The organism is Microbacterium sp. IEGM 1404, assembly GCF_030056775.1.
GTDB lineage: Bacteria > Actinomycetota > Actinomycetes > Actinomycetales > Microbacteriaceae > Microbacterium.
Genome location: NZ_JASHKP010000003.1, coordinates 491,879 through 516,813, shown reverse-complemented (window position 1 = coordinate 516,813; position 24,935 = coordinate 491,879). Strand labels below are relative to the sequence as shown.

General features: G+C 69.5%; 20 protein-coding genes. 10 read left to right on the top strand and 10 right to left on the bottom strand.

Annotated elements, in window-relative coordinates; genetic code table 11:
• Window positions 1-13 precede the first annotated feature (13 nt).
• Together QM517_RS13085 and QM517_RS13080 are read left to right on the top strand one after the other, a co-directional pair.
• Window positions 14-1,924: a glycosyltransferase gene (locus QM517_RS13085; protein WP_283287944.1), complete on the top strand. Its 1,911-nt coding sequence runs from the start codon at window positions 14-16 to the stop codon at window positions 1,922-1,924.
• Window positions 1,925-1,926: 2 nt separating this feature from the next.
• A complete protein-coding gene (locus QM517_RS13080; RefSeq protein WP_077050638.1) occupies window positions 1,927-2,892 on the top strand; it encodes a glycosyltransferase family 2 protein in 966 nt (321 codons plus the stop codon).
• Here the strand turns inward: QM517_RS13080 and QM517_RS13075 are convergent.
• Genes QM517_RS13075 through glf form a run of 4 tightly spaced genes read right to left on the bottom strand, consistent with a single transcriptional unit; the run spans window position 2,877 to window position 7,607 of the window.
• Window positions 2,877-3,617: an ABC transporter ATP-binding protein gene (locus tag QM517_RS13075; protein WP_283287942.1), complete on the bottom strand. Its 741-nt coding sequence runs from the start codon at window positions 3,615-3,617 to the stop codon at window positions 2,877-2,879. The two genes, QM517_RS13080 and QM517_RS13075, sit on opposite strands and share 16 nt — an antisense overlap.
• Window positions 3,617-4,408: an ABC transporter permease gene (locus tag QM517_RS13070; RefSeq protein ID WP_077050427.1), complete on the bottom strand. Its 792-nt coding sequence runs from the start codon at window positions 4,406-4,408 to the stop codon at window positions 3,617-3,619. The genes QM517_RS13075 and QM517_RS13070 overlap by 1 nt, the downstream gene beginning before the upstream one ends.
• 23 nt (window positions 4,409-4,431) lie before the next feature.
• On the bottom strand, window positions 4,432-6,423 hold the full coding sequence (locus QM517_RS18695; protein ID WP_283287941.1) for an acyltransferase family protein: 1,992 nt from the start codon (window positions 6,421-6,423) through the stop codon (window positions 4,432-4,434).
• Window positions 6,424-6,470: 47 nt separating this feature from the next.
• Window positions 6,471-7,607, bottom strand: coding sequence for a UDP-galactopyranose mutase (gene glf, locus QM517_RS13060; protein WP_283287939.1), 1,137 nt, complete (start codon window positions 7,605-7,607; stop codon window positions 6,471-6,473).
• A gap of 162 nt (window positions 7,608-7,769) precedes the next feature.
• On the opposite strand from glf, the gene QM517_RS13055 reads away from it, so the two are divergent.
• The 5 genes from QM517_RS13055 to QM517_RS13035 all read left to right on the top strand — a co-directional run bounded on the left by QM517_RS13055 (window position 7,770) and on the right by QM517_RS13035 (window position 14,467).
• Window positions 7,770-9,686, top strand: coding sequence for a DUF6541 family protein (locus tag QM517_RS13055; protein ID WP_283287937.1), 1,917 nt, complete (start codon window positions 7,770-7,772; stop codon window positions 9,684-9,686).
• A 2-nt stretch (window positions 9,687-9,688) separates the two neighbouring features.
• Window positions 9,689-10,888, top strand: coding sequence for a glycosyltransferase family 4 protein (locus QM517_RS18690; RefSeq protein WP_283287936.1), 1,200 nt, complete (start codon window positions 9,689-9,691; stop codon window positions 10,886-10,888).
• The gene (locus tag QM517_RS13045) at window positions 10,885-12,084 is read left to right on the top strand and encodes a glycosyltransferase family 2 protein (protein WP_278101027.1); all 1,200 of its coding nucleotides are present in this window, start codon (window positions 10,885-10,887) and stop codon (window positions 12,082-12,084) included. Before QM517_RS18690 ends, QM517_RS13045 begins: the two co-directional genes overlap by 4 nt.
• Before the next feature lie 122 nt (window positions 12,085-12,206).
• Window positions 12,207-13,391 carry a hypothetical protein gene (locus QM517_RS13040; RefSeq protein WP_278101026.1) on the top strand — a complete coding sequence of 395 codons (1,185 nt, stop codon included), beginning with the start codon at window positions 12,207-12,209 and terminating at the stop codon, window positions 13,389-13,391.
• A complete protein-coding gene (locus QM517_RS13035) occupies window positions 13,388-14,467 on the top strand; it encodes a glycosyltransferase family 4 protein (RefSeq protein ID WP_283287933.1) in 1,080 nt (359 codons plus the stop codon). Before QM517_RS13040 ends, QM517_RS13035 begins: the two co-directional genes overlap by 4 nt.
• A 12-nt stretch (window positions 14,468-14,479) precedes the next feature.
• Here QM517_RS13035 and QM517_RS13030 read toward each other — a convergent pair whose 3' ends face one another.
• Together QM517_RS13030 and QM517_RS13025 are read right to left on the bottom strand one after the other, a co-directional pair.
• Window positions 14,480-15,733 carry a lipopolysaccharide biosynthesis protein gene (locus tag QM517_RS13030; protein ID WP_283287931.1) on the bottom strand — a complete coding sequence of 418 codons (1,254 nt, stop codon included), beginning with the start codon at window positions 15,731-15,733 and terminating at the stop codon, window positions 14,480-14,482.
• Window positions 15,730-17,223, bottom strand: coding sequence for a DUF2142 domain-containing protein (locus tag QM517_RS13025; RefSeq protein WP_077050435.1), 1,494 nt, complete (start codon window positions 17,221-17,223; stop codon window positions 15,730-15,732). Before QM517_RS13025 ends, QM517_RS13030 begins: the two co-directional genes overlap by 4 nt.
• 181 nt (window positions 17,224-17,404) lie before the next feature.
• Here QM517_RS13025 and QM517_RS13020 point away from each other — a divergent pair, with 181 nt between their 5' ends.
• Together QM517_RS13020 and QM517_RS13015 are read left to right on the top strand one after the other, a co-directional pair.
• Window positions 17,405-18,448 carry a glycosyltransferase family 2 protein gene (locus tag QM517_RS13020; RefSeq protein ID WP_283287929.1) on the top strand — a complete coding sequence of 348 codons (1,044 nt, stop codon included), beginning with the start codon at window positions 17,405-17,407 and terminating at the stop codon, window positions 18,446-18,448.
• The gene (locus QM517_RS13015; protein ID WP_077050437.1) at window positions 18,445-19,527 is read left to right on the top strand and encodes a UDP-N-acetylglucosamine 2-epimerase; all 1,083 of its coding nucleotides are present in this window, start codon (window positions 18,445-18,447) and stop codon (window positions 19,525-19,527) included. Before QM517_RS13020 ends, QM517_RS13015 begins: the two co-directional genes overlap by 4 nt.
• Window positions 19,528-19,550: 23 nt before the next feature.
• On the opposite strand, the gene QM517_RS13010 is transcribed toward QM517_RS13015, so the two are convergent.
• Both QM517_RS13010 and QM517_RS13005 read right to left on the bottom strand, forming a co-directional pair.
• Window positions 19,551-19,913 carry a DUF2304 domain-containing protein gene (locus tag QM517_RS13010; protein ID WP_077050438.1) on the bottom strand — a complete coding sequence of 121 codons (363 nt, stop codon included), beginning with the start codon at window positions 19,911-19,913 and terminating at the stop codon, window positions 19,551-19,553.
• Window positions 19,910-20,638: a glycosyltransferase family 2 protein gene (locus QM517_RS13005; RefSeq protein ID WP_077050439.1), complete on the bottom strand. Its 729-nt coding sequence runs from the start codon at window positions 20,636-20,638 to the stop codon at window positions 19,910-19,912. Before QM517_RS13005 ends, QM517_RS13010 begins: the two co-directional genes overlap by 4 nt.
• Before the next feature lie 82 nt (window positions 20,639-20,720).
• On the opposite strand from QM517_RS13005, the gene QM517_RS13000 reads away from it, so the two are divergent.
• Window positions 20,721-22,859 (top strand): glycosyltransferase family protein, encoded by a 2,139-nt coding sequence (locus tag QM517_RS13000; RefSeq protein WP_283287925.1) that lies wholly within the window; start codon window positions 20,721-20,723, stop codon window positions 22,857-22,859.
• A gap of 15 nt (window positions 22,860-22,874) precedes the next feature.
• Here QM517_RS13000 and QM517_RS12995 read toward each other — a convergent pair whose 3' ends face one another.
• On the bottom strand, window positions 22,875-24,065 hold the full coding sequence (locus tag QM517_RS12995; protein WP_077050441.1) for an ABC transporter ATP-binding protein: 1,191 nt from the start codon (window positions 24,063-24,065) through the stop codon (window positions 22,875-22,877).
• On the bottom strand, window positions 24,065-24,925 hold the full coding sequence (locus tag QM517_RS12990; protein ID WP_238592338.1) for an ABC transporter permease: 861 nt from the start codon (window positions 24,923-24,925) through the stop codon (window positions 24,065-24,067). The genes QM517_RS12995 and QM517_RS12990 overlap by 1 nt, the downstream gene beginning before the upstream one ends.
• Window positions 24,926-24,935 lie beyond the last annotated feature (10 nt).

Sequence of the window (24,935 nt, the reverse complement as noted above, 5' to 3'; positions counted from 1 at the left end):
GAAAGATCCCTTCGTGACGTACACCCTGCAGAACGCGGTGCTTCCGCTCGACCGCGATCCCGATCTCCTCCCCCTGTACGTCGACCCCGAGACGTGGTCGACCATCGACGAGGAGCCGGTCCGGGTCACCAACGTCGCGCAGCTGAGCAACGTGCTCGACCGCCACCGCGCCCGCATCGTCGCGGGCCGACGCGTCTCGTTCGGCACCTACTTCAACGCCTTCCCCGCGTCGTACTGGCAGCACTGGACGGCCGTGCGCGATGTACGCCTGACCGTTCGCACGTCGGGGGATGCCACGATCCTGGTGTACCGCTCCAACGGCGGGGGGACCAGGCAGCGGATCGAGACGCGCGAGGTCCGCGGCGAGGCCGCGACCTCGTTCGATCTGGTCCTCGACCAGTACAGCGACGGCGGGTGGATCTGGTTCGACGTGGCCGCCGACCGCACGGACGCGATGTTCGAGGGCGCGGAGTGGACCACCGAGCAGGAGCCCGTCCGCGCGGGCAAGGCCAGCATCGGGATCACCACGTACAACAAGCCCGACTACTGCGTGACGACGCTCGCGGCCCTCGCGGACGCGCCGGACGTCCTCGACGTGGTCGATCGCGTCTTCCTGATCGACCAGGGCACCGACCTCGTCACCGACCAGGCCGCGTACCCCGAGGTCGCGGAGCGGCTGGGCGCGACCCTGCAGATCGTGCGGCAGCCCAACCTCGGCGGGTCCGGCGGGTTCGCCCGCGCGATGGTCGAGACCCTCGCGCGCCCCGAGAGCGATTTCGTCCAGCTCCTCGACGACGACGTGCGCATCGAGCCCGAGTCGATCCGCCGCTCGGTCGTGTTCGGTCGCTACGCCTCGGTTCCCACGATCGTCGGCGCGCACATGTTCGACCTGCTCGACCGCCCCAAGCTCCACGCGTGGGCCGAGGTCGTCGACGACGAGCCGTTCATGTGGCGCGCCCTGTTCCAGGAGCGCCTGCCCCACGACTTCAGTGTCGCGAACCTGCGGCAGTCGCCCATGCTGCACATGCGCCTCGACGCCGACTACAACGGCTGGTGGATGTGCCTGATCCCGACCAGCATCCTGCGCGAGATCGGCCTGTCGCTCCCGGCGTTCATCAAGTGGGACGACGCCGAGTTCTGCGTCCGGGCACGGGATGCCGGCTACCCGACGGTCTCCATGCCCGGCGTGGCCCTGTGGCACGTCTCGTGGGTCGGCAAGGACGACTCGATCGACTGGCAGGCCTACTTCCACGCCCGCAACCGGATCGTCGCCGCGCTCCTGCACTCGCGGTCCCCCCTCGGAGGCACCCTGATCCGCCACAGCCGACGGGTCGACCTCAAGCACCTCATGATGATGCAGTACTACCCCGTCGAGCTGCGCCACCGGGCGTTGCGTGACGTGCTGTCCGGCCCTGCGCACATGCGCGAGACTCTCGCCCGCGCCATGCCCGAGGCCCGTCTCATCGCGCAGAAGCACCCCGAGACGCGCATCCACAAGGATTCAGGCGTCCCGCTGCGCTCCCGCCGCGGGCGCCAGGTCTTCAAGCGGCTCAAGAAGAACCAGTTCGACAGCCCCACGGGCCTGGCCCTGCGCACCTTCACGCTGCGCACCCTCGTGTCGCACTGGTTCCATACGCCCCGTCCCGAGAACGTCGCACAGCCCGAGGTGGAGTTCGGCAAGGGCGACGCCCACTGGTGGCGTATCCCGCTGTACGACAGCGCCCTCGTCAGCGCCGCCGACGGCTCCGGCAAGAACATCTACACGCGCGACCGCGCGCAGTTCCGCCGAATGCTGCTGGACTCCGTGCGCCTGCACCGACGGCTGCAGCGGGAGTGGCCGCGGCTCTCGCGCCAGTACCGTGACGCCCTCCCCGACCTCACGTCCGAGGCGCAGTGGCGCGCGACCTTCGAGGAGCGTGCGTGAGCGTGGCATCCTTCGATCCGGCGTCCGCGACCATCGTCGTCGTCACCTACAACCGCACCCCGCTCCTGACCCGACTGCTCGAGAGTATCGAGCGGATGTCGCCCGCACCGGGCCACCTCGTCATCGTCGACAACGCGTCGACGGATGACACCACCGCGGTCGTCGAATCGTTTCGCGACCGGCTTCCCACCGAGCTCGTGTACCGACGGCTCGAGACGAACACCGGCGGCTCGGGTGGGTTCAGCGAGGGCATGCGCGTGGCGTACGAGCTGGGTTCCGAGTGGATCTGGCTCATGGACGACGACGTGGAAGTGGTCTCCGACGGTCTGTCGCGCATGGGCCGCTGGGCCCCGCGGTTCCAGAGCATCCAGGGACGCCGCTACGACTACGACGGCAGCGAGTTCTACTGGCAGTACCGCGTCGCCGAGTCGATGGCGATCCCGATTCCCTTCGCCCCCGCGAGCTTCGACGACTCCGGCTTCAAGCCGATGAACTCCGGATGCTTCGAGGGCATGTTCATCCACCGTGACGTGGTCGCCAAGATCGGCCTGCCCGACCCCCGCTTCTTCATCTACTGGGACGACCAGCTCTACGGGTGGCTCGCCTCGCGGGTGACGGACTCCGTCATCGTGAACGAGTTCGTCCTGCGTCGCACGCGCGAGATCAAGCAGTGGGACATGGGCATCCGCCACATGAACGCCTCCAGCGACGCCTACCGCTTCTACATCATGCGCAATCGGGCATATCTCGCGAAGTACTACCGCGAACTCGGCGTCTACCGCGCGCTCCCGTTCACCGCCGGCACCGCGCTGACCTTCGTCAAGGAGCTCATCCGACTGGTCGTGGTCGAGAGGAAGCTGCGCGGCACGAGCCACCTGTTCCGCGGGCTGCGCGAGGGCCGGAAGATCTCGCGCGACGCGTCCTGGCGGCCGATGCCGCCGCTGGCGCCCACTCAGCCCGTCGCGTAGTCGGCGTTGTAGCGATCCAGAACCTGGGCGATCGGGGCGTCGAGCTTCAGCGCGCCCCCGTCGAGGTAGAGCCCGCGGGCGCAGAAGCGCCGCAGGTCCTTCTCGTTGTGGCTGACGAAGAAGAGCGTCCGACCCTCGGCGAGGAGTTCGTCGATCCGGCGGTAGCACTTCTCCCGGAAGGAGCGATCGCCGACGGCGAGCACTTCGTCCACGAGGAGGATGGGCTCGTCCAGCTGCGACACGACCGAGAAGGCCAGACGCACCTTCATCCCGTTCGACAGGTGCTTGTAGGGCGTGTCCACGAAGTCGCCGATCTCCGCGAAATCGATCATGTCGTCGAATCGGCGTGTGACCTCGGCGCGCGGCATCCCGTGCAATCCCGCCGTCAGCCGCACGTTCTCGCGCACCGTCAGGTCGCCGACGAACCCGCCCGTGATCTCGATGAGGGGTGCGACTCCCCCGTCGACCGCGACCCGACCCTCGTCGGGCAGCAACACGCCCGCGACGAGCTTGAGGAGCGTGGACTTGCCCTGACCGTTGCGTCCGACGACCCCGATCGCCTCCCCCGGCCGCACCGAGAAGGACACCCCCCGCAACGCCCAGAACTCGTCGGGCCGTGTCCGGCGGACAGCGCCCCCGAAGAGGTCCTTGAGGGAGCGCCCACCGCGGCGGTTGCGGCGGAACCGGACGCCGAGGTCGTCCACCTCGATCGCAGCGCGCTCCATCACAGCTCCTTCAGGACCGGACGCTCGAGCCGCGGGAACACCGTGACGCCGATCACGAGGATGCCGACGCTCAGCGCCGCTCCCACGAGGACCGTGAGCGCGTCCCACTGATCGGGGAAGAACCCCACCCGGTAGAGCGTGATGATGCCGGCGAGCGGGTTGAAAGCGGCGAGGTCCGCGAACACGCCGGGGAGGTTGCCGACCCCGTAGATGATCGGCGAGGCGTAGAACAGGGCGCGCAGCACGAGGCGCGTGGTGCGCTCGAGGTCGCCGAACATCACGCACAGCGGCGCCACGATGAGCCCGAGGCCGACCAGTAGCGCGCTCTGCAGGAGGACGGCGACGGGGAACAGCAGCAAGCCCCAGGACACCTGTGCGCCCCCGAAGACCGCGAAGAGCACCAGCACGGGGAGCGAGAAGAGGAACTCGATGCCTTTGCTCAGCACGATGCGCGTGACCCAGATGGTGCGCGGGATCGACGTCGATCGCACCAGGCGCGCATCCTTCTTGAATGCTCTCGTGAAGTCGGTCACGGCGGAGTTGAACCACACCCAGGGCAGGAGCGCCGTGATGAGGAACACGATGTACGGTTCCTCGCCGACCGAGCGGTGGAACACCTGCGTGAAGACGAACCAGTAGATGCCGCTCATCACCAGCGGATCGAGCACCGACCACAGGTATCCCAGCGCGCTCGTGGAGTACCGGACGCGCAGGTCGCGCGCCGACAGCAGCCACAGCGAGTGGAGGGAGCGCCGCACCGATCCGGGGGCGCCGACGGCGGCGGGGGTCACCGGAGAATCCTATGCGCCCGCCCTCAGCCGAGGCTGGGGGGCAGCTGCTCGGCGAGCGAGGGGGCGAGCGTCGTGGCGTAGGTGCGGGAGAGGTGGTTGTCGTCGCGGTAGACGGCGACGTTCCCGACGACACCGGGGCAGAAGTCCTCGGGACAGATCCAGGGGGTGAGATCGACGAGGCGCACCCCCGGGCCGGCGAGTTCGCGCGCGGGGTTGACCTCGGCGAGGGAACTCGATCGCGGCACGGCGCAGTCGAGCGGGTTCTCGGTGTCCACGATGCACCCGAACATGTCGAACGCGAACCGCGGGTTGTCCCGCACGGCGATGACGTCCAGGTCGGCATCGGCCATGCGCTGGAGGAACCCCTCGATGCCGGGGCGCAGCGCCTCGTCGTCCTCGCCGGGATCGGAACGGGTGACCACCGTCATCACCGCCGCCGGCGCCAGCCGCTCGGCGTGGGCGATCGCGGTCTCGCGCCACTCGGGGCAGGAGGGATCCATGCCGGGCTCCTCGAGCCCCATCGAGCAACCGCCCTTGATGAGGAACACGACGCCCCAGCCGTTCTGCGCGGCGACCGGCAGGAGGGCTCCGGTCATCTGCTGGGCGTGCGAGTCGCCGATCACGACGATGGTCTGGTCGGCCCGCGGGGTGGCGCGCGTCTCGGAGCACGTGCCCTGGAGGATCTCGGCCGCAACGGCCCGATCCCCCGAGCAGTCCTGGTCGAGGTACACCCACTCGTCCTCGAGCTGCGTGGGCAGCGGAAGGAGCACGGCGTCCGCGGGGGGTTCGGGGAGCCCGGGATCACGGAGCACGGCCGCGCCGGGGTTGTCGAGCAGCGCCCGCGCCTCGAGCTCGCGGTCCTGGATGGCGCTGGACACCTGCCACCCGGCGAGCGGGATGACGACGACGGCGGTGGCCACCACGAGCACCGCGACGGGCACGAGGGGCGAGGAGTCGGATCTCCGCCACGCGCGCACAGGGGCGTCCACCAGGGCCGTCAGGCCCCGAGCCAGCACCAGGGAAGCGGCGATCACCAAGGCTCCCCCGACCAGGCCGGCATCCGATCGCCCGGTCACCACGAGCAGGGTGATCAGGATCGGCCAGTGCACGAGGTAGAGCGCGTAGGCGTCGCGTCCGAGTGCCCCCAGGGGCCGGGATGCCAGCAGCCGGGCGGGTCCGACCGGGCGCGGCCCCGACCCGGAGAACACCACGGCGGCGGCGCAGAGGATCGGCCACAGCGCGAGGAAGCCGGGGAAGCCGCCCTGGACGTCCACGAGCATGCCGAGCGCGAGAAGCCCCACCAGGCCCGCCCACCCGAGCACGGCGCGCATCCTCTCACCCGCACGGACGGAGGGCAGGACGACGACCAGGAGCGAGCCGGCGGCGAACTCCCACAGTCGCGCGCCCGTGTCGAAGTACGCGGCCCGCTGGTCGGCGGCGGTGAGGATGACCGAGTACACGAAGGAGATCGCGAAGACCGCGCCGAACGCGACGCCCACGACACGGTCGGGAGACCAGCCGCGTCGGCGGACCAGGATCTGGCAGATCGCCAGGATCACCACCCACAGCAGGAACGCCTGCCCCTGAACCGACAGGGACCAGAAGTGCTGCAGCGGGCTGGGCGTCTCCGTGCGCGCGTAGTAGTCGACGGCATCCGCGGCCAGGACCCGGTTCTGGACGTACAGCAGGGACGCCCACGTCTGCTCCCAGACCGAGTTCCACACCGTCGGCGGATGCACCGTGCGCACGAGCGCGAGCACGGCGACCAGGGTGATCGCCGCGGCCGGCAGGAGTCGGCGGAAGATCCCCAGCAGGTGCCGGAGCGGTCGCACCGGGTGCGGGCCCGGCATGCGGCGGACGAACCCGCGCGTCAGGAAGAACGCGGACAGCATGAGGAAGACGTCGACCCCGCCCGACACCCGCCCGAACCACACGTGGTACGTCACCACCAGCAGGACGGCGACGGCACGGAGCCCGTCGATGTCCGCCCGATACCCCCAGCGAGCGTCGTCCACCCCACCGGCGGAGGGCCGTGAGGTGCGGGACGTGGGGAGGGTCGCTCTCACGCCAGCTGGTTGTTCCACATGGACAGGGCCGAACCGATCGCCATGTGCATGTCGAGGTACTGGTAGGTCCCGAGACGCCCGCCGAAGAAAACGTCCTTCTCCCCCTTGGCCAGCTCGCGGTAGGCCAGCAGGCCCGCACGGTCATCCGCGGTGTTCACGGGGTAGTACGGCTCGTCCGCCCGTGTCGCGAACCGCGAGTACTCGCGCACGACGACGGTCTTGTCGGTCGGATACCGGTCCGCCCGCTCGGGGTGGAAGTGCTTGAATTCGTGAATGCGCGTGTAGGGGACGTCGGCGTCGGCGTAGTTCATCACGCTGGTGCCCTGGAAGTCGCCGATCGGCAGGACCTCCTGCTCGAAGTCGAGCGTGCGCCAGGACAGCTCGCCCTCGGCGTAGTCGAAGTAGCGGTCGACCGGGCCGGTGTAGACGACCGGCACCTGTCCGACGGTCGACTTCCGGTTCAGCGGCTGCGACTCGTCGAAGTAGTCGGTCGACAGCTTCACCTCGATGTTCGGGTGGTCGGCCATCCGCTCCAGCCACGCCGTGTACCCGTCGACGGGCAGGCCCTCCCACGTGTCGTTGAAGTACCGGTTGTCGTAGGTGTAGCGGACGGGCAGGCGGGAGATGACCTCGGCGGGCAGATCCTTCGGGTCGGTCTGCCACTGCTTGGCGGTGTAGTCGCGGATGAACGCCTCGTAGAGGGGCCGCCCGATCAGGGCGATCCCCTTCTCCTCGAGGTTGGCGGCGTCCTTCGCGTCGAACTCGCCCGCGAGCTCGTGCACGAGCGCCTTCGCCTGGTCGGGCGTGTACGCCGCCTGGAAGAACTGATTGATCGTGCCGAGGTTGATCGGCAGCGGGAAGACCACGCCCTTGTGCGTCGTGTAGACGCGGTGGACGTACGACGTGAAGTCGGTGAAGCGGTTGACGTACTCCCACACCGTCGGGTTGGAGGTGTGGAAGAGGTGCGCTCCGTACTGGTGCACCTCGATGCCCGTCTCGGGCTCGTTCGCGGAATACGCGTTGCCGCCGATGTGATGACGACGGTCGATGACCGTCACCTTCCGACCCGACGCAGCCGCGCGCTCCGCGATCGTGAGACCGAAGAAGCCCGAGCCGACGATGAGAAGATCCATGTGATGAGGCTTTCGTGTCGAGAGAGAGGGCACGAACCCGAGGGCAGACGCCCGCACGATACTACCCGGGGGCCACTTGGCCGGTAGCGTCACTCAGCGGCCGTGAAGAGACCGTCCGATACGATGGCATGTCGAATCGGCCGCGGACGGAGACGAAACTGCATGGGTGACTGGGTCAGCGCGATTCCGCCGTACCTCGTCGTCGCCGCCATTCTGGTGATACCCGGAGTAGCCGTGGTGGCCGCCGGATGGGGTTTCCGCAATCCACAGCGGCTTCTGCTGGCACCCGCGATCTCCGTGACGATCGCGGCATCGGCTGCCTGCCTCGCGCCGCTGGTCGGCCTGCGCTGGAACCTGATCCCGGTCCTCCTGGTCACCTTGCTCATCGTGGGGATCGCTCTGATCCTGCGCCGTTCGGCCGGGCCCGATGCCGCCCCGGCGCACCGGCGAACCGGAATTGTCGCCGCCGGCGCACTGGTTCTGGCCGCGACGGTGATGACGGTCCTCTACGCCCGCGCCTTCGGCTCCCCCGACAACATCGCGCAACGGTTCGACAACATCGTCCATCTGAACGCCATCGCCTCGGCGCTGCAGAACGGGAGCGCCTCACCGTTCCAGATCGGGTCGACCTCCGACATCGGGTTCTATCCCAACGGCTGGCACGCACTCACCACCCTGGCCGCCGAACTGACCGGATCCTCCGTTCCGATCGCGGTCAACGGAGCCAACCTCGCGATCGTGGCGATCCTGTGGCCGGCATCGACGATGGCGCTCGCCGGCGCGCTGTTCGCACAGCGGCGCACCGCGTACGTTGTCTCCGCGGCCCTGTCGACGGGCTTCGGAGCTTTCCCCGCGCTCTTCTTCAACTGGGGGGTGCTCTACCCGAATATCGTCGGCTATGCGATGCTCCCCGCCGCACTCGCCGCCATCGTCACCGCCCTCTCGGATCGCACTCGGACCGATCTCATTCGCTCCGCCCTGCTCGTCGCCCTGCTCGCGGGTGGGACGTTCCTCGGACACCCCAACGCATTCCTCAGCCTGCTCTTCTTCGCCGCGGCGGCAGTCGTCACGACCTTTGCCGTCCGGGCCGCAGCGGCTCGCGACCGCCGCTCCGCCCTGACCCTCCTCCTGTGGACCGCGGCCTTCACCGTGGCCGTGATCGCCACGGTGGCGGTCTTCCGCACGCCCGCCGACCACTCCGGTTGGGCGCCCTGGCAGAACATGGCGCAATCGTTCGGCGAGGCCGCGCTCGCCTCCCCGCGCGGATATGCGCCGACCCTGCTGGTGTCGGCGCTCCTCCTCGTCGCATTCATCGCGGTCGCGCGCCGACCGAAGCTCCTCCCGGCCATCGCTCCCTTCGCGGTCGCCGTCCTCCTCTTCGTCGTGTCGTCGGGGCTGCGCGCCGACCACCCGCTGCGTCAGCTGCTGACCAACCCCTGGTACAACGACTCGAACCGTCTTGCTGCGCTGCTGCCAGTGGCTGCCATTCCCGCCGCCACCCTCGGAGCCGTCGTGGTGGTCGACCTCGTTCGCCGGTGGGCTCGCACGCGCAGCCTGCCCGCGTGGTTCCCCGGTCTCGCATCAGCCGTCGGTGTGGTCGTGATCTTCTCGGTCGCCATCGGACCCAACGCCCGCATCGCGCTCGGGCAGGTGCAGGAGGCGTACGCCTACACCGACGCTTCCCTCATCCTCTCCTCCGACGAACGTGCCCTCCTGGACCGGCTCGACGACGAAACCCCGCCCGATGCGGTGATCGCCGGCAGCCCACGGACCGGCACATCGCTGGCTCTCGCCCTCGCCGACCGCACGGTGATGCAGAAGCACGTGTTCGGTTCCCCGTCCCCTGAGCTGCAGTACATCAACGGTCACCTCCGCGACATCGAGAGCGACCCAGCCGTGTGCTCTGCGATCGATGACCTCGGCATCGACTACGTGCTCGACTTCGGAAGGCAAGACGTCATCGACCCGTCTGGCGCGGCGGCCTACGATGGCATCCAGAATCTGACGCCGTCCGAGCACCTGGTCCTCGTGGACTCGCAGGGACCCGCCGCCCGCCTGTTCCGCATCGAAGGGTGCTGACCGTGGCCGCGCCGGCGACCGTGGCGGTCGCGTACGACTGCCTGTTTCCGTACTCCACCGGGGGCGGGGAGCGGCAGTACCGCGCGTTCGCCGACGAGATCGGGGCGCGGGGGCTCGACGTCGACTACCTCACGTCCGTCCAGTGGGAGGGGGCGGTGCCGTCGGAGGACAACTTCCGGATCGTCCCGGTCAGCGGACGCCTGTCCCTGTACTCCGCCGACGGAGTCCGCCGCATCCCCGCCGCCCTCGCCTACGCCGCCGGCCTGTTCCGTGCCCTGCGGCGCAGCCGCGGGCGGTACGACGCCCTCATCGTCAGCGGTCTGCCGATCTTCAACGTCTTCGCCGCGCGTCTCGCGCTCCTCGGGACGCGGACGCGCGTCGTGGTGGACTACCTCGAGGTCTGGCACCGCCGGCAGTGGGTGGAGTACTCCGGCGCGCTCACGGGCACGATCGCCTGGATTCTGCAGCGGTGCGCGATCGCCGTCACCCCTCTCGCGACGTGCCATTCGCAGCTGAGCGCGACGCGCCTCCGCCGGGAGGGGCTGCGCCGCGCGCCGCTCGTGAGCCCCGGACTCATCGACGGTGCCGTGGATGCCGCCCCGACCTCATCGGCATCCCAGCCCCCGTACGTCCTCTACGCGGGGCGGCACATCCCCGACAAGCGCGTCGAGGCGCTCCCCGCCGCGGTCGCGGAGGCCCGCGCCGTCATCCCCGATCTGCGGCTGGTCGTGCTCGGTTCAGGTCCGAGCTCGGCTCGGATCCGCGGCGAGGTCGACCGGGTCGGCGGCACGGACTGGACCGACTTCCCGGGCTTCGTCGACGACGACGAACTCGACTCCCTCATGCACGGCGCGCTGGCCCTGATCAACCCGTCCCGCCGCGAGGGCTACGGACTCGTGGTGGTCGAGGCGAACGCCCACGGCACGCCCGTCGTCCTCGTCGCCGACGAGGGCAACGCCGCCACCGAGCTGATCGACGAGGGCGTCAACGGCGTCGTCGCGCCCCGCACCTCCCCCACCGACCTCGCCCGGGCGATCCGGGCCGTCGCCGACGGCGGTGACGACCTGCGCCGCTCCGCGCGCGCCTGGTACGACACCGCCGTGGGCACCCGTACCATCCGACGCACCGTGGAGGGGATCCTGTCGGCGCTGCAGCTGCCGACAGCCCCCGCACCGCGGAACACGAAAGAAGACACGCCGTGACCTCTCCTTCCCCGAACGACGCCGTCGAACTGACGATCCTCATGCCCTGTCTCAACGAGGCGGAGACCCTCGAGGTGTGCATCCGCAAGGCGCAGGGCTTCCTCCAGCGCAGCGGCATCCGCGGTGAGGTCCTCATCTCCGACAACGGCAGCACCGACGGCTCGCAGGCGATCGCCGAGCGTCTCGGCGCCCGCGTCTCGCACGCCCCGCGCCGTGGCTACGGCGCCGCGCTCATCAACGGCATCGACCAGGCCCGCGGCGAGTACGTGATCATGGCGGACGCCGACGACAGCTATGACTTCGAGAACCTCGAGCCGTTCGTCGAGCGGCTCCGGGCCGGGGCCGACCTCGTCATGGGCAACCGCTTCAAGGGCGGGATCGCCCCCGGCGCGATGCCGCCGCTGCACAAGTACCTGGGCAACCCGGTGCTGTCCTTCATCGGAGAGCTGTTCTTCCGCCCCGGCATCCGCGACTTCCACTGCGGACTCCGCGGCTTCAACCGCGCCCGCATCCGCGAGCTCGACCTGCAGACGACGGGCATGGAGTTCGCCTCCGAGATGGTCGTGCGCGCTTCGCTCGCCCGCTACCGGATCGAAGAGGTCCCCACGACTCTCAAGAAGGACGGCCGCTCGCGCCCGCCTCACCTGCGCAGCTGGCACGACGGCTGGCGCCACCTGCGCTTCCTCCTGCTCTTCGCGCCCCGGTGGCTCTTCGTCTACCCCGGGCTCGTGGCGTTCTTCCTGGGGGCGATCACGGTGGGCGTCCTCGCCTTCGGCGGGGTCAACATCGGCGGCGTCGGCTTCGACGTCACCACGATGGTCTACGCCAGCGCCCTCTGCGTCATCGGCTTCCAATCGCTGCTCTTCTTCTGGCTGACCAAGCTCTACGCGACGCAGGAGGGCTTCCTCCCCACGAGCGAGAGATATCGGCGGATCGTGGCGAAGTGGTCGGCCGAACGCGGTCTGCTGATCGGTGTCGGGCTGTTCCTCCTCGGCGTCATCATCGGCATCGTGCAGGTCGCGATCTGGGGCAGCACCGACTTCGGCGCGCAGAACGCCGCCCAGGCGGTGCGCATCGCGGTCCCCAGCGCGCTGCTGATCATCCTGGGCTTCCAGACCGCCATGATGAGCTTCTTCTCGGGCGTGCTCACCACGCCCCGGCGCGAGCAGCGCCCCGAAGCCGTCATCGAGAGCTAGGACCGGCCATCGCCGAGTCCGCGCCCGACAGCCGTGCCACGCGCCGGAGGCTCCTGGGCTTCACGGTCCTTCCCGCCCTGGCCGCCGTCTCGCCCCTCGTCGTCCTGCCGTTCGTGTCGCGGGTGTCGGGGCCGAGCGGATGGTCGAGCGCGCTCGCGGGCGAGGCCGTCGGGACGTTCGCGGCGATCGCCCTGGCTTTCGGATGGACGACGGTGGGGCCCGCCCTGGTCTCGGTGGCATCCGAGGCCCGCCGGGGGCGGATCTATCGGGAAGCCCTGATCGTCCGCTCCCTCACCGCACTGATCGCCCTTCCGATCACGGCCGTGATCAGTGCCTCCCTCGCCTCCGAGGAGTATGTGCTGCTGGCGGTGCTGATGGGGCTGCAGGGCGCCCTCATCTCGCTGTCGTACACGTGGTTCGCCGTGGGTCTCGGCGATCCGTGGTCCATCGCCCTCTACGACGCGGTCCCCCGCGTGATCGCGGCCGTGTGCGTCGCCGCCGCGATCGGTCTCCTCGGCGCCCCGGTCGAGCTGTACCCGCTCTCCGGCATCGCCGTGACGGTGATCGGCACGACGCTCTACACCGTTCGGATCCTCCGGCGCTTCCCCGCGGCGTGGCCCGCGCGGCGGGAGGTTCCGGGACTGTTCCGCATCACCGCACCGGTCGCCGTGAACGAGGGCGCTCTCGGGCTGTACTCGTCCGTCCCCGTGCCGCTGGTCCAGGTCGCCGCGCCCGCCGAGGCGGCCGGGTACGCGTCGGGCGACAAGATGCTCAAGCTGGGGCAATTCCTCCCGATCACGCTCGCCAACGCCCTCCAGTACTGGACGGCCGAGGTGAGCGGCGAGGCGCGCGCGCGACGGCTGCGGCGGGCGCTCGGCCTGCACATCGCGATGGGGCTCCTCGGCTGGGCCGCCCTCGGATCCCTGGGGTCGTTCGTGAGCCTCGTGCTGTTCGGCGAGAGCACGGTCGCCCCGGTCGGCGTGGTGGTCGTGCTCGGTTTCGCGTTCGCGTGCTACTCGACGCGGATGTCGATGATCCGGCACTTCCTCTTCCCGGCGCACGCCGCCACCACGGTCATGGTCGCCACCCTCGTCGCGAGCGCCGTCGGCCTTCCGCTCATGATCGCCCTCACCTACGCCATCGGCCCCGTCGGCACCGCGATCGGTTACGGCGCGACCGAACTGATCGCGACCGTCTGGATGATCCGCCGCACCCGGCGCGCCTACCGCGAGCTCGTCGCGGCGCCGGCCGCGACGGACGTCCCGGCCCGAGGCTTCATCGACCCCGACGATAGGATCGTTCCGTGACCCGTGTACTCGTCGATCTGCTGTTCTTCACGGGCAAGCAGGGCGGCACCGAGACCGTGGCGCGTCAGGTCTACTCGCGGCTCGCGGAGCGACCCGGCTGGGAGTTCGTGGGCTATGCGAGCAGCGAACTCGTCGCCGCCGGTGCGGAGTGGTTCCCCGGCCGCCTCATCGACTCGGGACTCCAGTGCGACAAGCGACCGCAGTGGGCGTGGGGAGAAGTGTTCGGGGTGTCCCGGGCCGCGCGGTCGGTCGGCGCCGACCTCATCCACTCCCCCGCGAACTTCGGGCCGCCGCGTCCTGGCGTGCCCCTCGTCCTCACCCTGCACGACATGCTGGCGTTCAAGCGCCCCGAGTTCCTGCCCAGCAAGGCCGGTGTGCTGCCGACGAAGCTCCTGATCTCCGGCGCCGCCCGCGCCGCATCCCACATCGTCACGGACTCCGAGGCCGCGCGGGCCGACATCCTCGAGATCACCGGCCGGGATGCCGCGGACGTCACCGTCGTCTTCCCCGGCGGATCGGGCGTCCGTCGCGACGTCGACGAGCAGCCGCGTTCCGGGCTGTTCAGCCTCGGCAACCGCATGCCGCACAAGAACTTCCCCCGCCTGCTGGAGGCTCTCGCGCTCCTCCCCGAAGCGAGTCGTCCAGTCCTGACGATCTCCGGCAGCCACGGCGACGACCCGCTGCGCGCGGTCGCGGCCGACCTCGGCATCGAGAAGTGGGTGGATCTGCGCGGCTGGCTCACCCAGGACGAGGTCGAGAACCTCTACCGCACGTCCGCCGCGGTCGTGTTCCCCACGCTCTTCGAAGGCTTCGGGCTGCCCGTGCTGGAAGGCATGGAGCGCGGCTGCCCCGTCATCTGCTCGGACATCCCCGTGCTCCGCGAGGTCGGCGGCGACGCGGTGCGCTACTTCGACCCGCTCGATCCGGCCGACATCGCCCGGCAGATCGAGCGGACGCTCGCCGATCCCGCCGCCCGGGCGGCCATGGTGGAAGACGGCCGCGAGCGCGCCGGGCTGTTCACCTGGGATGCCACGGCCGAGGGCATGCTCGAGGCGTTCGGGCGCGTCACGCGCTGAGGTCGGGCGAAGTCAGGCGGCGCGATTCTCGCGCGCGGTGCGGCGCACCCGTGCGAGACGCTGCCAGATGGTGAGAAGCAGAACGGCGCAGAGCACGGCCCCGAGGACACCGAAGCCGATCAGCGCGGGCCCTATGGCCGGGAGGAAGGCGAAGAACACGGCCGCCTGAACCCCCACCGCGATGACGAGCACCACCGCCGCCGCTCGCGAGGCGTCCGAGATCAGCTGGATCAGGAGCCCCTGCAAGACGATCCAGGGCACATACGCGATCGCGACCGGCAGCAGCAGCGACTTCGCCTCCGCGTACGCAGACCCGTAGAGGACATCGACGAGGGGGCCGCCGATGAGGAGGAACACGACGACCACCGCCACGGCGGCCGCGGCGGAGGCCAGGAGCGAAACCAGGACCCCCAGGCGGGTCAGGTCCGCCTCGCCGCGGTTGCGCGCGAAACGCGGCAGGAGATACAGCGAGAGCGTCGACGGAAGAATGAACGACGACTTCACCAGCACCGCGACGGACGCGTAGGCACCGGCGAAATCAGGGGGTGTGAGCATCCGCATGAAGAAGACGTCGGAACTGGTGAGCCAGGCCAGCGCGACGGTGATCACCATGATCGTCACGCCGTCCGCGGTGAAGATCGAGCGCGACGGCGCCGGGGCTCGACGTGCGGACACGGCTGCGCCGATCACGGCCAGCCCCGTCCCGGCGACGACCGCACCCGCAGCTCCCCCCACCCCGGCGCCGAGCACGAGAGCGGGAACCGCCAGCACGACCCGGAAGACGAGCGAGGCGGTGGACCATCCGACGGTCGCGGCGGCCCGGCCCGTTCCCTGAATACGTCCCAGGTAGGCGGCGAAGAGGAAGCTCAGCGGGACGGTGACGGCAGCCGTGAGGACGATGGCGGTGTTGGCATCCAGAGCACTCGCCAGCAGCGGAGAGAGGACCGACACGAGCACACCGCCCGCGAGTCCGACCACCACCGCATCGAGTGGCAGGCGGAACCTCGACGGAGCGGCGCGAACGGCGCCGAGACGAGCGGTCTCGACGGCGACGGAGTTCTGCAGCGCGGAGCTCCCGATCGCGGCGACGTTGACGATGGACCAGAACGCCGCGAGGATGCTGAAATCCGCCGCCCCCAGGAACCGGGCGGTGACGACGTGGAATGCGAACGCCGCGATGGCGCCTATCGCGCTGGCCACTCCCACCGCGGCGAGCGCGACCGCGTGCGCGCGGACGTGTCCGCCGCGGCCGACCGCAGGCGTCATGCGTCCACCGGCGCGATACCGGTGGCGTCGGAGGAACGGCGCTCTCGCGCGGGGGGCCAGGCGACGGTGAGGAGGACGGCGATGGCCGCGGCGAACGCGAGCGTGCCGAACACCCAGACGCCCATCGGCGAGATGGGCGCGTTCCACCACCACTCGATGTCACGGTCGAGGTTGATGCCGACACGGTCGAGACCGGTCACGTACCGGCGCAGATTCACGTGGAGCGCGACGCTGTTGGCGACGATCAACCCCACACCGGCCACGATCAACTGCGCGCGCCCGAGACCCAGCGATGCTCCCCGGAGGCCGATGAGGACGACCCCCGCGAACATGATCACGAGCGGGAAGCCGTACCGCGGCTGCACGCCGTTTCCGACGACGACACCGTCGTGCATGAGGAGGAAGAGAGGGACGGCGACGACTCCTGCTCCGACGGCCGCGACGACCAGCCACTTGCGCCACGACCCGACGCGCAGACCCCAGAAGACGACTCCCCCGAAGATCAGCATCGTCGTCACCCAGACGATCCCGGGCATGTAGGTGTCCAACCACCCGAGCCCCCACGTCCCCGTGAAGCCGGTGATCAGCTGCGGCAGTTGCTTGACGTTGATGAAGAGCAGCTCGCTGAACGTGTACGTCTGATTCTTCACGACCGTCGCGCCGCCGACCACCGCCGACTGCCCCGCGCTGAGGAACAGCGCGGCGGAGACGAGGACCAGCGCCACCGGAAGGAGCGACTCCAGAGCGAATCGCCGGTCGCGGCGGAAGGAGAGCGCGGCACCGACGAAGAGCGCGAGCATCGCGTAGGCCGCGGCGTCACCGCGCGATCCCGCACCGACGACGACGAGCAGGACCGTCAGGACCGCGAGCGCAGCCTTCCGCCATCCTCGTTGCTGGAAGTACCCCCAGGTCGCCGCCCACAGCGCGGTCGCAGAGATGACGGCCCACGAACTCGGATTGACGCTGGCGACGAGGAACGCTCCGAGCGGGACCGCGGTGATCAGTGCCCCCCAGATCAGCGGCGCCCGCCCGGACCGCGGCAGCAGGAAGAACACGACCGCGATCAGCCCCACGTAGAGAAGGGCGTTCACAGAACGGATGAGGACGATGGATGCCGAGAGGTCGTCGCCCGCGAACAGGTGCATCGTCGCGTAGTAGACCGGCGGGTAAGCCTCGCCGTTCCAGTTGCCCCGCGTGCTGACGCGCGTTCCGGTCTCGTCGCGGGGGCAGGACGCCGCGGCGGTGGAATCGAACGCGAAGCAGCTCGCCGCGTCCAGCACGTCGGCGTGCAGCGTCCGCTCCTCGGACTGAGGAGTGGAGGAGCAGAGGTCCGTCGGGGCGGTCGTCGCGCACCAGATGGATGCCATGTGGTAATCGTCGTCCGGGCTGGAACCGGGGGGAGACGAGACCGCCCACGCCAGCAACGCCAGGAGCACAGCGGCGATGATCGCCGCCGGTCGAAGTCGTCGGACGGCGGATGGGAATCTCATCGGGCGCGGGCTCCTTCGTAGGATCAGCTGACGTCCACAGCGGCAAGAGGCTCTGCTTCGCCACGGACTAGGCTTGTCGGGTGTCCCGCAGCCCCGCTCCATGCTATCCGGCGCCGAGATCGCCCCATGCCGTGACGGCTGGGGCGCGCCGTCGGCCGGGGCTGCGATGAGCGCGTCGCCGATGCCGGTTCTGAGCGTGGTGATCCCCGCGTACAACTCGGCTCCCTGGATCTCTTCGACCGTCGCCGCCCTGTCGGAGGCGGTGCAGCGCGCGGGGCTCGACGTGGAGCTGATCGTGGTCGACGACGGCTCGACCGACGACACGGCCGGGGCCACCCGCTCGGCCACCGCGACCTTCCCCGGCCGCTCGGAGGTGATCACGCAGCCGAACGCCGGCCGCTTCGCCGCACGGCGTCGGGGCCTCGAGTCCGCGAGGGCAGACATGGTCCTCCTGCTGGATTCGAGAGTCCTCATCGGGCCCGACAGCCTCCGCGACGTCTGGCCGCGGGTCGCGAACGACGACCTCCGCGTGTGGAACGGGCACATCGTCATCGATCCGTCCACGCCGCTCGTCGGGCTCTTCTGGGAAGTGCCGACCCACTTGTTCTGGTCCCATTACCTCGCCGACCCACGCCCCATGGTCCTGACCCCGGAGAACTTCGATCGGGCACCGAAGGGGACGACGATGTTCCTGGCTCCGCGGACGGTGCTGGACGAGGCGTTCCGTTTCGCCGCTCCGACAGTCGAATCCCCCCTCGTGTCCGACGACACCAAGGTGCTCCGTTGGATCGCCGGGCACGGCGGCATCCGGCTCGACCCCGTATTCCGGGCGACCTATCGCCCCCGTACGACCGTACGGGGCTTCCTCGCTCACTCCTTCGACCGCGGGACGCTGTTCGTCGACTCGTACGCCGGGACGACCCCACTGCGGTCGGTCGTCCTCCTCCTCCTCGCCGTCGCCCCCCTCGCCCTCGGCGCGATCTTCCTGTCGGCGGTTATCGGCGGACGCGCGCGGAGACTCCTCCCGATCGGCGGCTTGTTCGCCGCCGCCGTCGCCGCCGTGAGCGGAACCGCCGCGTCCCGGCGGTGTCCGCCCCGGTCGATCCGAGCCTTCCTGACATACCTGCTGCCGTTCGCGGCGCCGTTCTGGGCGGGGATCGTCCGGGGCATCGGAATCCATCGCGCCGCTTTCCTCTCGCGCGCACCGAAGGAGCACACGCCATGATCGTCTTCATCTACGGCACGACCGCAGAAGCCATCAAACTCGCCCCGATCATGCGCCGACTCGACGACCGCGGGGTGGCCTACCAGCAGTGGGTGACGTTCCAGCACACCGACGCCCTGCGGGCCGCCATGCCCGAACTGGGCCTGCGGGGTCCCGATCGGGTCATCGCCGACGGGTGGCGGGGTCGTCCGCTCAAGCGCCCCATCCAGATGGTCGGCTGGATGGCGACCGTGGGCGGGTGGGCGATCCGCCACTTGGGCGCTCTTCGCCGCGCTCCCCGCGGGGGCGTCGTGATCGTCCACGGCGACACGATGACGACGGTGCTCGGGACGTTCATCGGCCGTCTTGCCGGCGTTCCCGTCGCCCACGTCGAGGCCGGCCTGCGGTCGGGCGACTGGCGGCATCCCTTCCCCGAGGAGTTGGACCGGCGCATCGTCGGTCGCCTCGCCGCCATCCACTACGCCCCCACACCCGAGACTGCAGCCAACCTCGCCGGGCGGTCGAACGTCATCGTGACCCAGGGCAACACCGTGAAGGATGCCGTCCGCGACAGTGCCGCGCGCGGGCTCCGCACCGACGCGTCGTCATCCCCCTACGGACTCGTGCTGCTGCACCGGTTCGAGTTCATCTCGAACCCTCAACTCGTCGTCGAAACGCTGCGAACCCTGAACGACCACACCCCGGTCGACCTCAGGGTCGTCGTCGACTCATACTCGCGCGACGCGATCGAACGCGTCATCGGCGAACACGGGCTGTCGCGGTTGACCCCGACGGCCAAGCAGGAGCACGCGGCCTTCGTAGCCAGCTTGCAGGGCGCGCAGCTCGTCGTCACCGATTCGGGCGGTGTGCAGGAGGAGTCGGCCGTGTTCGGCATCCCGACCCTCATCCACCGCATGGCCACTGAACGCTCGGAAGGCCTCGGCACCAGCGCCCTGTTGTCCCACTGGGACCAGGACGTCGTCCGTCGATTCCTCGCCGATGCGGACACCCGGCGGGCTGCGGCCGACGCGGAGTCCGCCTCACCCTCCGACATCATCGTCGAAGACCTCATCGCCCGCGGGTTCGCCGGAACCGTCTGAGCGTCGCGTCCGCGGACACCGACTCAGTCGGAACGGTCGCCGGAGTTGTTCGCTCGCAAGTCGTCGACCTCGGCGCGGAGGATCGCGACCTCTTCGGCGACGCGGCGAATCTCTTCCTCGGCGCGCGAGAGTTCCCACGACAGATGGAGCGTCACTCCGGTCAGCAAGGCAACCGCGAGCGCGAAGAAGAGGTTCGCGGGAACGAGCACGCCCAGCAGCCCGGCCAACCCGCTGAGGAGGTCGGGGAAGAACGCGAGAACGAGCATCGCCGCTCCGATGAGCAGCCACATGACGGCGTACTTCTCTCGCAGATGGCGACGCATGAGCAGCACGACGATGATCGTGAGGATCACGAGCGCGAACGCGATGCCGACCGGAACGATCATGCGTGGGGCCTCCGGCGTAGGGCGCCTCGCATGAGCGCGAGCGAGATGGCGAACACGGAGCGCACGAGATACACCGTCGACCCCACGACGTTCTGACTCGGCTTGCCGTGCATGCGCGGCCGCATCGCCACCGGGACCTGCGTCACCGTCAGACCGGAGTGCAGAGCCTCCACGAGTGAGTCGAGGGTGTCGCCGAGGTACTCGGCCGGGTAGTAGCGCACGTACTGCTCGATGGCGCGCCGGTTCGCGGCGCGGAATCCGCTCGTGACATCGGTCAGCCGGACGCCGGAAACCCGCGAGACGATGGCAGCGAGGAACACCATCGCCCATCGTCGTGGACCGCTCACCTGATAGTCGCCGACGTCCGCGAACCGGGCGCCGATCGAGATGTCGGCCCGCTCGAGCCCGTCCAGGACCAGGCGGATGTGATCGGGGTTGTGCTGGCCGTCGGCATCCACCTGGATCGCCCGGGAGTATCCCCGGCGCGCGGCGAACGTGAAGCCCGTCCGCATCGCGCCGCCCACCCCGAGGTTGAAGGGCAGCACGAGAACTTCCGCTCCGGCGGAACGGGCAGCCTCGCTCGTCCCGTCCCAGGATCCGTCGTCGATCACGATGACGTCGTATCGGTCGTCCGCGGCTCGGATCTCACGAACGGTGTGGCCGACATTACGGACCTCGTTCCACGCCGGCACGAGCACGGCGACGCGATCACCCAGGTCCGTCATAACCAGGACAGTCTACTGCCCCGCCTGTGGCTCCTGCGGCAGCGGCGACGGCGGCGGATCGGGAAGTTCCTATACTTGACGGGTGCGGAGACGAGCCCGAGCGATTCTGCGTCGGGCGCGGTCGTCCTCAGTCCTGGCGCCCCTGGTCGTGGCGGCCGATCGATGGTGGTGGGCGCGCACGATCCGCCGTGCGGACGTCGTCGACCTCGAGTTCGTCGTCGCCCAGGGCGGCCCCCCGACCGCGAGTCGCGCCGTCCGCGCCTATGTGCGGGGCGGCTTCCGATCCGGATTCGCGCTGAACCCGTTGTTCATGGAGCGACTGGTGTCATCGCAACTCCCGGACGCCGGGCGCGTGCCCGCACTCTACGCATATCTGGCGAACGACGTGCGCGGAATCGAAGCGAGCGTCGTGTGGGACGCGCCCGCCTACGCGACCCGCAACCCCGATTCCCCCGACGATCGCGGCAGCGTGCTGGGGCACGCGTGGCGCCGCGCCCGGCAGGAGGGCGTCCTCGAAGTCTCCGACGGCGAGCGGACGTCCTGGGACGTCCTGCATGCCTCCGCATGCGCGGCGGTGGCGGGAGCTCGAGGGGTCATTCCCCGCGTCCTCGACGCCCCCGCGGCCGTCGTGGCCCGTTTCGCCGATGACGAAGGGCTCCCGGCCACCCCTCTCCGGGAGACGAGGGACGCCGCCGATCGAATCGGCGCCGCACTGGTGCTGGCGCTCGGCGGTTGGGGGAGCGAAGTGGCCGCCGCGGCGGCCCAGATCGCCGCGACCCGGCCGCACACCGTCCTGGTCCGGGACACCGAGGACGTGGCGAGCCGCGTGGCGGCGACCCTCCCCGCGGACGCGGTCGTCGTCGTGCGCGGCCCGCACGCCGAGATCTCCGCCGACGATCTCCTCGTGCTCGCACGGTCCGCCTCGGACGGCCCGGTCGCCCCGCTCTGGCTCGGATGGGATGGATCGGTGGCCTCCGCCGGCACGGGTGTGCGAAACGGACGTTCATACCGTCTTCTCGCCGGATTCCCTCGAGAGGACGCGATGGCGCTCGGGCCCGTCGTCCTCTCCTCGGAGGTGGATGGCACGACCTACGCCCGCCCTGTGGCGCCTTCGGACCGAGCGGCTCGTACCCTGACGGACGCGGTCGTGCGGGCCCCGGCTCTCCCGCGCGCGTCCTCGAGGCCCGTCGCGGGCCCCGACACGGACATCGCCGAGCTCGTGGCACCGCTCGGCTGGGTGGTCGAAGGCTGGACCTCCTCCGGTCCACGCTTCCGGCGTCTGGCCCGTGATACCGCGCTTCCGGGAGGACGACGCTCCCCCTCGCTTCGATGGGCGATCAAGATCGCCGCGCCCCCCGGACGTCCCGGCGAGGCCTGGGGCGACACCCACTTCGCACGCGGGATCGCCGACGCGCTGCGCCGACTCGGACAGGAGGTGGTGATCGACGCGTATGCGGCGCGGGATCGCCCGTCCTCCGCGCTCGATGAGGTCGTGCTGGCCCTTCGCGGCCCGGAGCCGCTCCTGCCTCAGCCCGGGGCGGTTTCGTTGCTGTGGGTGATCAGCCACCCGGACGAGCTGGACCGCGACGATGTCGAGGGCTTCGACGCGGTGTTCGCCGCGTCGGAGAGTTGGGCGCGCGCCAAGACGCGCGAGTGGGAGCGCGACGTTCATCCGCTCCTTCAGTGCACGGACACAGAACGATTCCGCCCGCACGGCACCCCCCGGGGCGACCGGTACGTGTTCGTCGGGACGTCGCGGGGAATAGCGCGGCCTTCGGTCGTCGAGCCGATCCGCGCGGGACTCCCCGTCGATGTCTACGGTCCGGATTGGCGCGGCTACATTCCGCCCTCGACGATCGTCGCCACACACGTCCCCAACAGTGAACTCCCGCGCTTGTATGAGGGTGCGCGCGCCGTGCTCAACGACCACTGGCCCGCTATGCAGCGCCACGGCTTCGTGTCGAACCGACTGTTCGATGTCGTGGCCGCTGGGGGCCGGGCCGTCAGCGACCAGGTGGACGGGATCGACGCGCTCTTCTCCGGTGCCGTCGCTACCTATGAGACGGTGCCGGAACTCCTCCAGACGCTGTCGAGCGATCCCGACGAAATGTTCCCCGACCCAGAGACGCTCTCCCTGATCTCCGAACGGGTGAGGCGCGAACACTCGTTCGACGCCCGCGCTCGGACCTTGCTCGACGCCGCACTCCAGCTCCGCGGCTGAGGTCGGGGATCGCGGTCAGCCCACGGTCACCGCGACGTCGGCGGTCGCCGTGCCCAGCGTGGGCTCGGGGGTCCGGACGCTGAAGGTCGCACCATGTGCGATCCCGTGCACCCCGCCCTCCTCGGGTGCTACGGCGTTCGCATGCACGTGATAGGTCCCCTCGCCCAGGTGCAGCGCGCCGACCCGGAAGTCGATCGAGAGCTCTCCGTCGATGGGGGGCAGGGGCGTGTGCAGAAGATCGGTGTTGGACGCGAACACCATGTGCCCCATCGGGGTGTTGATGCTGAACCCTGCAGCCCAGGGCGTGATCGGCCGCGCCGAGCGCAAGCCGAGTCGGATCGTGAGCGGCTCACCGGAGTCGAACGTGCGGTTTCGTTCGCCATCGACACCGAGGATCTCGACGCTCGCGACATTGATGGGTGCGGCACCGGCCGTCTCGCTGACCGTGGCGTCGTCGCGGCCTTCGAGAACGTCGCGGAGGACCCCGATTGCCTCATCGACGTCGCCGTCGTGCACGACCTCGCCCTTGCGAAGAACGATTCCACGGTCGCAGAGTTCCGCCACCTGCTGAGCCGAGTGGCTGACCAGAATGATCGTGCAGCCCTCCGCCCGGAACCTGGCGATCCGATCCATGCACTTGCGCTGGAACGCCTCATCGCCCACCGCGAGCACCTCGTCGACGAGCAGGATGTCGGGATTCGTGTGGATGGCGACCGAGAAGGCCAGGCGCACGTACATCCCCGAGGAGTAGAACTTCACGGCGGTGTCGATGAAGTCGGCGATCCCACTGAACTCCACGATGTCCTCGAACCGCGCGTCGACCTCCGCGCGGCTCAGCCCGAGGATCGCGGCATTGAGATAGATGTTCTCGCGCCCACTCAGATCGGGGTGGAATCCGGCACCGAGCTCGAGGAGCGCTGCCATCCGCCCGCGTGTCTGCACGGTTCCGGACGTGGGCGAGACGATTCCGCCGATGAGCTTGAGCAGCGTGCTCTTGCCCGAGCCGTTCGCTCCCATGAGGGCGACCGTCGTCCCGGCCCCGATCTCGATGCTGACGTCCTTGACGGCGACGAAATCCTCCCGGTGCGTCTTCCCCTGACGTCCCAGGTGCACGATGCGGTCTTTGAGGCTGTTGTCCTTGCGGACGCGGAAACGCTTGCGCACCTCGTTCAGGCGCACAACCACAGGGCCGAAAGCGTCGTCCATCACAGCTCCTGAGCGAAATTTCCTTGCAGGCGGGTGAAGACCCGGTGGGACACGAAGAGAAGCACCAGCCCGACGATCCCGGCGACGAGCATGCGGAGCTCGAGACCCGGAGGGTAGTCCTGCGGTGATCCCGCCCCCCAGAACGCCTTGTGGAAGCCGAGGATGGCGAGGGTGAGCGGGTTGGCGAGGTACACCTCGAGAATCCACGACGGGAGCGAGAATCGCGCGATCACGTCGCTCACCATCCGCCACGAGTAGACGATGGGAGACGCCCACATCGCGAGCATCAGCACGACCTCGGTGAGGTACTGGATGTCGCGCAAGTAGACGTTGACGGCGCTCAGAAGAAGCCCCACCGCCGTCCCGTACACGAGGACGAGGGCGAGCGAGGGGAAGAACCACAGCATCTCGACCGGGGTCGGAAGCGCCTGGAAGACCAGAGCGGCGATCACCAGCACGGAGAGCTGGACCAGGAACATGAACCCGGCGCCGCCGACGCTGGCGAAGGGGAATATCTCACGAGGGAGATAGATCTTCTTCACCAATCCCGAGTTCATCAGGATCGAGCCGGTCGCACCCGACACGGTGTCGTTGAAGAACTGGTACAGCGTCAGGCCGGCGAACAGGTAGATCGCGAAGTTCGGGATGCCCTCGGCGGCGCGCAGAAACTGACCGAGGACGATGAAATACATCAGGAACTGGATCAGCGGTCGAATGACCGTCCACAAGAACCCGAGGAAGCTGTCGCGATACCGCGCCTGCAGGTCCCGCCGGATCAGAAGGAACAGCAGGTCGCGACGAGACAAAAGTTCTCGGAGCTTGCCCCCGCGTCCGGGGAAGGACATGCCACGTGCATCCACCGTCGCGAAC

Bases quoted from the DNA above. Each gene is read 5' to 3' on its own strand.
- QM517_RS13075 (WP_283287942.1), bottom strand. From the start codon at position 3,617: ATGGAGCGCGCTGCGATCGAGGTGGACGACCTCGGCGTCCGGTTCCGC.
- glf (WP_283287939.1), bottom strand. From the start codon at position 7,607: ATGGATCTTCTCATCGTCGGCTCGGGCTTCTTCGGTCTCACGATCGCG.
- QM517_RS13055 (WP_283287937.1), top strand. From the start codon at position 7,770: ATGGGTGACTGGGTCAGCGCGATTCCGCCGTACCTCGTCGTCGCCGCC.
- QM517_RS13030 (WP_283287931.1), bottom strand. From the start codon at position 15,733: ATGACGCCTGCGGTCGGCCGCGGCGGACACGTCCGCGCGCACGCGGTC.
- QM517_RS13025 (WP_077050435.1), bottom strand. From the start codon at position 17,223: ATGAGATTCCCATCCGCCGTCCGACGACTTCGACCGGCGGCGATCATC.
- QM517_RS13020 (WP_283287929.1), top strand. From the start codon at position 17,405: ATGCCGGTTCTGAGCGTGGTGATCCCCGCGTACAACTCGGCTCCCTGG.
- QM517_RS13015 (WP_077050437.1), top strand. From the start codon at position 18,445: ATGATCGTCTTCATCTACGGCACGACCGCAGAAGCCATCAAACTCGCC.
- QM517_RS13010 (WP_077050438.1), bottom strand. From the start codon at position 19,913: ATGATCGTTCCGGTCGGCATCGCGTTCGCGCTCGTGATCCTCACGATC.
- QM517_RS13005 (WP_077050439.1), bottom strand. From the start codon at position 20,638: ATGACGGACCTGGGTGATCGCGTCGCCGTGCTCGTGCCGGCGTGGAAC.
- QM517_RS12995 (WP_077050441.1), bottom strand. From the start codon at position 24,065: ATGGACGACGCTTTCGGCCCTGTGGTTGTGCGCCTGAACGAGGTGCGC.